This window comes from Peribacillus sp. SIMBA_075 (assembly GCF_046534585.1).
Window position 1 is genome coordinate 1 of record NZ_JAWRYN010000488.1, and the last position, 276, is coordinate 276.

1 protein-coding gene is annotated in these 276 nt (G+C 45.3%); it reads right to left on the reverse strand.

Annotated features, from left to right (window positions below; all coding sequences use genetic code 11):
• A partial coding sequence (locus SB775_RS29115; RefSeq protein WP_410864689.1) for an aldehyde dehydrogenase family protein occupies positions 1–276 on the reverse strand: 276 nt, incomplete at both ends.

Sequence of the window (276 nt, forward strand, 5' to 3'; positions counted from 1 at the left end):
CTTCTTCCTTTGCGATACTCATGTTTCTGTTTACATTGCCGATAACGGTTGGATTCACATAGTAACCGTGCTCGGTTTCCGGATTTTGTGGAACATCTCCCCCAGCCAAAATGATAGCTCCTTCAGCTATGGCACCTCGAATAGCCTCCAAGGTAGACTCTAGCTCCCCGGCATTGGCTTGTGGTCCAATATCCACGCCCTCAGTGAAAGGATTTCCAACTTTGATTTGCTTCGTTTTTTCTATTAATTTGTTCGTAAAGGACTGCAATACAGTGG